9 protein-coding genes are annotated in these 9,652 nt (G+C 40.3%); all 9 read right to left on the bottom strand.

The annotated features are described in order from the left end of the window. Positions 1 to 678: 678 nt before the first annotated feature. The 9 genes from PX481_RS00915 to PX481_RS00875 all read right to left on the bottom strand — a co-directional run bounded on the left by PX481_RS00915 (position 679) and on the right by PX481_RS00875 (position 9,499). Positions 679 to 1,098: a YraN family protein gene (locus PX481_RS00915; RefSeq protein WP_002762530.1), complete on the bottom strand. Its 420-nt coding sequence runs from the start codon at positions 1,096 to 1,098 to the stop codon at positions 679 to 681. A 174-nt stretch (positions 1,099 to 1,272) separates the two neighbouring features. Then, positions 1,273 to 1,695 carry a DUF3110 domain-containing protein gene (locus PX481_RS00910; RefSeq protein ID WP_002762531.1) on the bottom strand — a complete coding sequence of 141 codons (423 nt, stop codon included), beginning with the start codon at positions 1,693 to 1,695 and terminating at the stop codon, positions 1,273 to 1,275. A gap of 79 nt (positions 1,696 to 1,774) precedes the next feature. Next, entirely contained in the window at positions 1,775 to 2,236 is a 462-nt protein-coding gene (locus PX481_RS00905) for a DUF2996 domain-containing protein (RefSeq protein ID WP_002762532.1), read from the bottom strand. A 384-nt stretch (positions 2,237 to 2,620) separates the two neighbouring features. After that, positions 2,621 to 3,007 carry a hypothetical protein gene (locus PX481_RS00900; RefSeq protein WP_288093165.1) on the bottom strand — a complete coding sequence of 129 codons (387 nt, stop codon included), beginning with the start codon at positions 3,005 to 3,007 and terminating at the stop codon, positions 2,621 to 2,623. A 40-nt stretch (positions 3,008 to 3,047) separates the two neighbouring features. Continuing rightward, positions 3,048 to 4,526, bottom strand: a complete 1,479-nt coding sequence (locus PX481_RS00895; protein ID WP_288093162.1) for a pentapeptide repeat-containing protein — start codon at positions 4,524 to 4,526, stop codon at positions 3,048 to 3,050. Positions 4,527 to 4,800: 274 nt separating this feature from the next. Next, entirely contained in the window at positions 4,801 to 6,819 is a 2,019-nt protein-coding gene (gene ligA / locus PX481_RS00890) for an NAD-dependent DNA ligase LigA (protein ID WP_288093159.1), read from the bottom strand. 14 nt (positions 6,820 to 6,833) lie between these two features. Beyond that, positions 6,834 to 7,400: a Uma2 family endonuclease gene (locus tag PX481_RS00885; RefSeq protein ID WP_288093156.1), complete on the bottom strand. Its 567-nt coding sequence runs from the start codon at positions 7,398 to 7,400 to the stop codon at positions 6,834 to 6,836. Between the two features lie 20 nt (positions 7,401 to 7,420). Next, positions 7,421 to 7,987 carry a Uma2 family endonuclease gene (locus PX481_RS00880; protein ID WP_288093155.1) on the bottom strand — a complete coding sequence of 189 codons (567 nt, stop codon included), beginning with the start codon at positions 7,985 to 7,987 and terminating at the stop codon, positions 7,421 to 7,423. A 192-nt stretch (positions 7,988 to 8,179) separates the two neighbouring features. Further along, positions 8,180 to 9,499 carry an aminopeptidase P N-terminal domain-containing protein gene (locus PX481_RS00875; RefSeq protein ID WP_002762536.1) on the bottom strand — a complete coding sequence of 440 codons (1,320 nt, stop codon included), beginning with the start codon at positions 9,497 to 9,499 and terminating at the stop codon, positions 8,180 to 8,182. Between the last annotated feature and the right edge of the window lie 153 nt (positions 9,500 to 9,652).

Raw genomic sequence — 9,652 nt, 5'->3', positions numbered from 1 at the left:
GACTACTTAGGGCTTGCTGAATAAATCTAAAAACTTTGTTGGATAAGGCTTTTAGACTTTTTTTCCCTCAAAAAGTGCCTACCATTGGAGTGATCGGAGGGAAAATCCCTGGACTTTTTCCCTGAAAATTAGGTAACTGACTACCTCAAAATCGGTAAAACCCTACACCCTACACCCCACACCCCACACCCTACCCCCACGAAAAACTTTTTCAGCAGACCCTACTTATCTACATCTATCAGCCACTTATCTATAGTTTTGTAACGGCAATTTTTGCTAAAAATCAATAAGTGTAAACTTTAATCACAAGGTCGATCGAGTCCTGACAAACGTGTTATCTTAAAAACATAAGGCACAAAGGAAGCGACTCAACTTCCTTCCAGGCAAAAAGACCTAGAGCCTGTGCCACCTGCTCTAGCTCAACGCAACAGCTAAATCGGACGCAGATTCTCAAAGTTTGTAAAGTAAAGTATGGTTTCGCCTCTGTTGCTCGATATAGGACAGATGGAGTGAGCCGTAATCAGCACCTGAGTCGGTAAACTGAGAAATCTTGATAGTTGACAGATAGACTGTTGTGGGTTCTGTAAACCTCTATTGTATTGAGTCCGTTAAACTTTTAGGAGTCCATATCGTTTGTACAAGATGAAGCCCGCCTCCCTAGGCGGGCCTATTGTGTTTTTAGAAAACCGCCACGAGATATTCCTGTAATTGCAATTGATAACCTGCCTGTAGCTGACAGGGATAATCAAGGGAAAACTCAGGTAAAGCTAATAGAGAACTCTTTTGACAACTAACTAACGCCACATCGAAGCGACAGCTTAAATCAGACCATTGGGGATAAAAGGCGAGAAATATCTGGGCAGCTCCGTAAATTTTCCCTTGTTTACGGTCATTGATCGCTAATTTGCCCCCTAAATCCCAATTGCCAGCACTGCGGGTTTTCACCTCGACGAAAGCGAGAGTCGCTTGGGATTTAGACAAGACGATTAAATCGATTTCACCGCCAGCACTACGCCAACGACGCTGGAGGATATGCCATTGCTGTAATTGCAACCAATCCGCCACCAAATTTTCGCCCAATTCCCCCACGGTTGTCATATTCAGTTATCAGTTATCAGTGGTCAGTTATCAGTTATCAGTTATCAGTTATCAGTGGTCAGTTATCAGTTATCAGTTATCAGTTATCAGTTATCAGTTATCAGTGAACAATATTGATTTACTATCCTGTCTTCTGACTCCAAACTACTGATTACTGTTCACTGAATCACTGGATTACAAAAGTCCTTCTAGACGACGACGGATGCTGTCTAACTCCGCATCGGGAATCTCAGAAAACTCCTCCTCGGCGAGGGAGACTTCCTCTTTTTGCCAATCCAACTCCGCATCGGGAATCTCGGAAAACTCCTCTTTTTGCCAATCCAACTCCTCGGCATTGCTTTCGGGGGGAATTACCAACATACCCGCTGCAATCATTTCCGCTTGATAGCCGGCGCCGCGACAAAATTCTGCCACTTCCTCGGAATCAATTTTCTCTACCGTGGGAGTCGGAAAATCCTGGGCCTCTAACAGCAGAGCATAACGGGTGGCATCATCTTCCGATTCAAACATCAACACCTTATTGATAGCTCCCATTTGAATGGTGTGGATACCTTCGTTTTCTGTGCCTGCGTTAAAAAGTAGTACAAATACACGCATAATTACTATTAGCGATCGATAAGCGGTGGTCGTCTATACTCATTTTACCCCCCTTCTCGATCGCTAATCTTCAGCAATTTTAGTTTCTAGTCAACCACTTTTGACCGTTAAGCCGTTGCAGGGTGTAAAACAACAGTAAATCAAGACTAACTTTCCTTTCATCGATCATAAATGATTCAAGTGTACTAGGTTGAGCACCGCCCTCAGCTTGAGAAAAAGCTTTTTTACCATTGATGTTTTCTTCCAAAAAATAAATGCTAAATTGACGCATTCCCTCGAGCCAATTGCCAGTTAACTGCCAACAGGGAGAGCTAGAAAAGCCCTGCACGGGAATTTTATCCTGTTTAAAGGACAGCTTTATATCACTTATACCGAGCTTTTGCAAGGCTGCCGCCAGTGCGGGCTGAAAATGCTGCTCAATAAATTCAGCGAAGGGTTTTTCCTCGACGGTAGGCTCCTTGGGTTTTTTAGCAGCCGCAGGTTGAGCCGGTTTTGCTGCTTCTGCTGCCGGAGTTGCGGGGGTGGTGGTTTCTTCTGCCATAGCAATTAATCAGGAATGGGTAGGTAGCTACAATTATATTTTCTCCCGGGTTATCAGCTATCAGTTTTTTTAGCTATCAGCTTTTATTTACCCGATTAATTAGCGATTTTTTTAGTGACGGCGTTTCTCATAAAGATGAAGTATAACCGGACAGGGCATCGTCTCGGAGTCTCCCCAAAACAAAAACCTCCTACCAGCGACCGGCGGTTTGATGAGCTTATTTTACCGTGAATGACTATGTTTGACTATATTTTTATTTAAACTTGACAATACTTCCGCAGATTTGCTCCAGTCTTAGAGCTTATTTATCAAGTAAACATTAAAATAAATGTAGGGCGATCGAGGAATGATCACCCTAGTTTTTCTGACAAGGATTTCTTATTTTCAGTTTCCGCAGTCATAATAGCTTATGCCATTTATTGCCGTTCTATAGTTACTCCAATTAGGACGACACCACTCGTTAAGAGATCTGACAAATGAGCCTCTTTTATATTCATTCTCTATTATTGGTAGAGCGTTATTAGCATCTTGCTTGGTTGGGAATAAGATGACACTTACATAAAAGTTGCTACGTTTAAATAATAAACGCTCAAGGTTTCGATATTGTGGCAATCGTCCAGGCAGTTGATTAATTTCTGTTTGTGCCTCTTGAATGTTCGTTTCTGAACCATAAACAACCCCCCAAGAAAAGTTAGGTTGAGCCGATGCTATATTCAAACAATTGAATACTAGACAAAATAATGTCATTAACAAACAATACTTATTATTCATGGTAAATAATATCCTCAAATATCTAAGGTTGTTTAAATACTTACTTCTTCTGTTTCAGTTTTTTATCTATACTACCACCTTTGAGCTTACAATCATTAGAACCAGGCTTTATTTTTTGAAAACCTAGTCTGGATAAAGTTTCTCTGTCTGATAAGCTATTTTTATTGCTATAACAAGCATCTTGATATTTATTGTTTTTCTCGAGAGAAACATTTGTAAGCGATGCTCCATCAAGGTTAATTCCTGATAAATTAGAATTTTCAAAAGTCACGTCTTGCAGTACAGCCTCAGTGAGATTAACTGTGGACAAGTCCGAGTCAGAAATAAGTATATCGCTCAATTCTGTTGCTGTCATATTAGCTCCTACGATGTTGATCGAGGAAAACACCTGACGACCTTTTAACTCCAATTTTTGTAAATTCGCTCCACCTAATTGAATCAGAGGATCTATTTTATTGATTAACTGTGATTCAGCTAAATAAGTGATGACTTTTCCTTTACGTTTGCCATCTAATTGTTCTAAAACAGAGAGAGTTAAAGCTTGAGCAGTCGGTCTAAATTCTAGCAGTAACCTTTCCTCTGGATTTGATTCTTTAGAACTGGGTGTTTCTTTGATTTTTTTTGTCTCTACAATTAAATCTTGCATTTTGGAAAAATAATCCGTCAAAATCTCCTGCTGTTTTCGCTCTTGTGCAATCTGATAATCTCTAAAGTCGGCTGCAGAATTCAGATAGAAAGCACCTAGAGCTAACATTAGAGGTACTATCAATAATTGTAGCCAATCCCAAAAGCTTTTTTTCTGAAAGCCCGACCATTTAAAATTTGATATAATTACAAAAACTCTCCAAAGCAAGAAAGATATGATAAAAATGAACAAGAAAAACAATATTTTTGATATATTTTCAACTAGATTATCTATACTTTTAAGCCAAGCTATTGAACCAATCAAATTTTTTATCAAATCAAATAAAGGAGGAGTTAAAATTGCAACAAATAAAACAAAAACAAACAAAAACATATAAGCCCAAACTTGGGGATTTTTAAGAGAATACTTACGATGCTTCAGTTTTGGACAACTTTGCTTTAAATAATCCTCATAACTTAGGTCGGGGGGAATTGGTTTTGTATCTCCAGAATATTCATAATCTGGACTGCCTGTCAATATCCGAAAAGCCAATTCCTTACCTGTGATTGTCTTATTAGGTGAATTGTCTGGTAAGTCCTGTAACCATCTCAAAGCATATTTAAGTCGTTCTATAACTTCGTCGCTTTCAAAGGGTGATTTAACATCAGGAAGAATTCTCAGGTCAAAATCACGAATATCGTGGCGTTTTAGGAGTTGCAGTTCTTGTTTTTCTAGAGTTCCTAAACTAAAGAAATGCGTGTTCGATAAGCTAATTCCATAATGCCACGTTTGATATTTTTCTCGCCATTCGACTAGCTTGCCATAATATTCGCTTTCTGGCCGCACATTTTCTTCAATGCCGATAATTAAAGAAGCCAACTCTGAAGTTATCATTAGTATAACCCCCTGTTATTTATGTTTTTTTATAAAAAGTTAGAGAGAGTTTGAATATCCGTGAGGACTAGCACTATATACCTATTCCTCAGAATAGCAGAAAGTCCTTAACCAGAGACATTTACTTAATATAATGTTACTTTTCTCGTCCTTAAAAATTGACTGTTTATCTGATGAGTTTGTTCCTAGATTAAATCAGGTTTATCGCCCAGTTTGGTTGATATTTTTTAAGGATGAACTTGTCTTTTATGTTGAGGAAATAATCCAGATTTTACTAGACTTTTCCGAATTCGATTAATTCGAGTAATTGTGCTTCGGTTAGCTGAGTAATGCCCAATTCTAGGGCTTTTTCTAGCTTAGAACCCGCCGCTTCTCCTAGCACTAAATAATCGGTTTTTTTGCTGACAGAACCCGTCACTTTCCCCCCAGCTTTTTCGATTAATTCTTTCGCTTCCTCCCGTTTGAGAGTTGGTAAAGTGCCAGTAATGACAAAGGTTTTCCCTGCTAAAGTCGCTTTAGTGGTGGTGGTTTTTGCTGCTGCGGCAAATTGTAAACCAGCCGCCTGTAATTTAGCGACTAAATCCCGATTAGCGGCGATTTTAAACCAATCATAGACCGATTGAGCGATTTCTTCACCGATACCATAGACAGAAGCTAAATCAGTCACGCTGGCGTTAGCTAACTCCTCCACAGTCCGAAAACTTTCGGCGAGAATTTTGGCGTTAACGCTGCCCACATAGCGAATTCCTAGCCCATAAAGTACCCTCGACCAGCTTTGATTTTTGCTCTGAGCCATAGCTGTAATCAAATTTAAGGCGGATTTCTCGCCCATTCGGTCTAATTTGGCAATTTCCGTTTTTTCGAGGCTGTAGAGGTCAGAAATGGCGGTAACTAATCCCTGTTCAATCAGCAAAATTACCACTTTTTCCCCTAATCCCCGGATATCGAGAGCATCGCGACTGGCCCAATGTACTACACTTCCCCGCAAAATCGCCGGACAGGAACTATTAACACAGCGCGTCACCGCTTCCCCCACCGGACGAACTAGGGGAGATTGACATTCAGGGCAATTAGTGGGCATCTGGAAGGGTGAGGTGTGGTTAGGACGCAATTCTGGCAGGATTCTCACCACTTCTGGGATAATTTCCCCCGCTTTGCGGATAATTACCGTGTCACCGACTCGGATATCCAATTCGGCCACTCGATCGCTATTATGTAAAGTAGCCCTTTGTACGGTGGTTCCTGCTACCTGTACCGGTTCCATCACCGCCATGGGTGTAACCGCGCCGGTGCGTCCCACATTGACGATAATATCTTTAACTACCGTGGCGACCTCTTCGGCGGGATATTTTAAAGCGATGGCCCACCGAGGGAATTTTTGAGTGAATCCTAACCGATTTTGTCGCTGTAAATCGTTGATTTTGACTACGACACCATCGGTCATGTAGGCTAATTGATGACGTTTTTCTTGCCAATCTTGATAGTATTGCGCCACTTCTTGCAGGGATGGACAGAGTTGACGGTGGGGATTAACCAGAAATCCCATGGTTTCTAATCTATCTAAGGATTGCCATTGAGTAGTGATATTGTTATCGTCTAAATGCAGGGTATAGGCAAAAAATTGTAAGCGTCTTTTATCAACTATTTTCGGATCTAGTTGTCGTAGGGTTCCTGCTGCCGCATTGCGGGGATTAGCAAAGAGAGATTCCCTTTTTTCTTCTCTTTCTTGATTGATTTTATCGAAGGTATCGAGGGGGAAAAAGGCTTCGCCGCGCACTTCCACAATTGCTGGGGGATTATCTATATTTAAGCGTAAAGGAATAGAGCGAATTGTCCGCACATTGGGGGTAATATCTTCGCCAGTGACTCCATCCCCTCTAGTAACACCTCTGACTAAAAAGCCGTTTTCGTAGGTTAAAGCTAACGCGGAACCATCAATTTTTAATTCACACACATATTCCGTGTCTTGGGTTTCATTTACATATCTTTGCCAACGGTTGCCCCATTTATTTAATTCTTCGAGGTTAAAGGCATTTTCGAGACTATACAGGGGAATATTATGACGGACAGAAACGAATTGACTAGAGATTTTATCCCCGACTCTTTGGGTGGGACTATCGGGGGTGATTAATTGGGGATAACGCTTTTCTATGTCTTCTAATTCCCGATAAAGTTGATCATAAACGCTATCGGGTATAAAAGGATCATCAAGAACATAATAAGCATAACTGGCTCTTTGTAGTTCTGTTTTTAATTGTTGGCAGCGTTGTTGGATTTCTAAGGGGATAGTCATAATCGTTAATAATGCTACTGGGCAAAAACCATTTGAGGAGTTAATTGTAAATCGGGAAATGTCACCGATATTATTCTATCTTCGTTGTGAAATTCTGCCAGTTCATAAAATCCAGAAATCAGGGTTAAAACTGATATTTTTAGAGCAATAGGATCGATAATCCAGTATTCAGGAATGCCTCTTACCGCATATTCTGAACGCTTATAACGGTAGTCATCATCGGCATTACCGGGGCTAACAATTTCTACCACTAACAGGGGAGGAAATTCAATCACTGCTATGGTCATATTTCTAATCTCTTGACATTGTTCAGCAGTTAAAATCATTAAGTCTGGAATTCTCGATTTAGCTTTATCGGTGCGAATTCCTACGGTGGCGGGCATAACTTTCCAAGTTAGATTTAATCTTTTAATTTCTGCCATTAAATAATCATAAATAAAGGCAAGAATTAAGGCATGAAAGCCACTAGCGGGAGGCATAGGAATTAATTCTCCGTTAAATAATTCATATTTATTATCTGTGGAGTCCTGATAATTTAAATATTCTGTAAAGGTATATATTTTTTGTTGGGTAGCAATCATGATAACCTCCAGCCAAGATTTTAGTATTCAAAGACCATTTGAGGAGTTAATTTTAAATCGGGAAATGTTACCGATATTATCCTATCTTCTTTGTCAAATTCTGCCAGTTCATAAAATCCAGAAATCAGGGTTAAAGCTGATATTTTTAGGGACATAGGATCGATAATCCAGTATTCAGGAATGCCTCTCACTGCGTATTCTGAACGTTTATAACGGTAGTCATCATCGGCATTACCGGGGCTAACAATTTCTACCACTAACAGGGGAGTAAATTCAATCACTGCTATGGTCATATTTCTAATCTCTTGACATTGTTCAGCAGTTAAAATCATTAAATCTGGAATTCTCGATTTAGCTTTATCGGTGCGAATTCCCACCGTAGCGGGCATAACTTGCCAGTCCAATTGTAGCCTCTCTATTTCCCTTTCTAACACCTTAAATATATATCTAAGTATCAAAGCATGAAAGCCACTAGCGGGAGGCATGGAAATTAATTCTCCGTTAAATAATTCGTACTTATTATCTGTGCAGTCTCGATAATTTAAATATTCCGCAAAGGTATATAATTTTTCTTTGGTGACAACCATAATAATCTCTAGAAAAAACTTAATTGAATCTCCTTAAGGGGGGTAGGGTTGATTCATGAATCAACCCTACCATGAATCAACCCTACTATGAATCAACCCTACTATGAATCAACCCTACTATGAATCAACCCTACTATGAATCAACCCTAGGGTTAGGGGGAAACTGACAATTTTTAACACCTAGCTTTTTACTCAAGATTCGATATCCTCAACTTTTTTGGGAACCGTTGCAGTTAAAACCTCATTTCCTGTGGCAGTAACTAACACATCATCTTCGATACGGATACCGATACCCCGCCATTTTTCTGGCACTTCCGGCTGTCCTTCAGCAGGTTTAATATCGGGGGAGATATAAATCCCCGGTTCCACGGTTAAAACATGACCAGGCTGCAAAGTTTGCCAAGTTTCTTCGTTAACTTTATAACCTCCCGCATCATGGACATCTAATCCTAACCAATGGCCAGTTCTGTGCATATAAAAAGGCTTATATTTTTCCTCTTTAATTATCTCATCAATGTCGCCGACCAATAGCCCTAAATCCACTAATCCCTCCACAATTGTCCTCACGGCTGTGTCATGAAAAAGATTATAAGGATTACCAGTTTTCACCACTTCAATCGCCTTTAGTTGAGCTTCCAGAACAATTTCATAGATAATTTTTTGTTCGGGGGTAAATTTACCATTAACGGGAAAAGTGCGGGTAATATCACCGTTATAGTAATTGTAGGCACAACCGGCATCAATTAATAAAAGCTCATTTTCTTGTACTTGGCGATCATTGTTGATATAGTGCAGAATACAGGCATTAGCACCACTAGCAACAATAGAAGGATAAGCAGGACCCATACCCCCTTCTAGGCGAAAAGTATGCTCAATTTCCGCTTGAATTTGATACTCGTAGTGACCAACTTTGGTGAATTCTCTGGCCCGATTATGTGCCTGGGCCGAAATAGCGGTGGCTTTGCGAATATTGTCCAATTCGGCTGCGGTTTTCAGCAAGCGCAAAGGATGGAGAATAAAATTAGTATCCTCTAAAGCAGTCGGTCCAGTGCCGCGACGGGGAAAAGTGGCGATTAATTTTTGCCAGTGATTAAGAACGTTTGTATTAAAAGTTTTGTCCCGTCCGAGATGATAATAAATTCTTTCGGCTTTTTCGAGATATTGGGGTAATTTTTCCTCCAATTCTTGGATAGAATAGGCCTCATCAGCACCAAAAATCTCCTTTGCTCCTTCCACACCGTGGAGATAGCCGGTCCAGGTTTCTTTTTCCGGGTCTTTTGGCTGTACGAACAGGATAAACTGATGTTCGGGGTGATGGGGTGCTAAAATCGCCACCGCATCGGGTTCATTAAATCCTGTCAGGTAAAAAAAGTCACTATCCTGACGATAGGTGTATTCTACGTCATTGTGCATGACCGCCATGGGCGCACTGCGAAAAATTGCGGTTCCATGGCCGATTTTTTCCATTACCTGCTGACGACGCTGCTGAAACTCTCTGCGATCGATGCCCATAGATATTCCTAAAAATGTCACAATAAGTCCTATAGTCTATCTAAATGAAGCAAGAGGACTCCCGTTAAATTTCTCCTTAATTAAAAATATACCAGAAATTAACGTAACGATGAATTGCGACCAGAATCTAAACTAACGCGACAGCGTTTACTT

This window comes from Microcystis sp. M53603_WE2 (assembly GCF_030065435.1).
Note: the sequence above shows the minus strand (reverse complement) of the source record. Positions and strands in the feature narration are given on the sequence as shown.

Bases quoted from the DNA above. Each gene is read 5' to 3' on its own strand.
- PX481_RS00915 (WP_002762530.1), bottom strand. From the start codon at position 1,098: ATGACAACCGTGGGGGAATTGGGCGAAAATTTGGTGGCGGATTGGTTG.
- PX481_RS00910 (WP_002762531.1), bottom strand. From the start codon at position 1,695: ATGCGTGTATTTGTACTACTTTTTAACGCAGGCACAGAAAACGAAGGT.
- PX481_RS00905 (WP_002762532.1), bottom strand. From the start codon at position 2,236: ATGGCAGAAGAAACCACCACCCCCGCAACTCCGGCAGCAGAAGCAGCA.
- PX481_RS00900 (WP_288093165.1), bottom strand. From the start codon at position 3,007: ATGAATAATAAGTATTGTTTGTTAATGACATTATTTTGTCTAGTATTC.
- PX481_RS00895 (WP_288093162.1), bottom strand. From the start codon at position 4,526: ATGATAACTTCAGAGTTGGCTTCTTTAATTATCGGCATTGAAGAAAAT.
- ligA (WP_288093159.1), bottom strand. From the start codon at position 6,819: ATGACTATCCCCTTAGAAATCCAACAACGCTGCCAACAATTAAAAACA.
- PX481_RS00885 (WP_288093156.1), bottom strand. From the start codon at position 7,400: ATGATTGCTACCCAACAAAAAATATATACCTTTACAGAATATTTAAAT.
- PX481_RS00880 (WP_288093155.1), bottom strand. From the start codon at position 7,987: ATGGTTGTCACCAAAGAAAAATTATATACCTTTGCGGAATATTTAAAT.
- PX481_RS00875 (WP_002762536.1), bottom strand. From the start codon at position 9,499: ATGGGCATCGATCGCAGAGAGTTTCAGCAGCGTCGTCAGCAGGTAATG.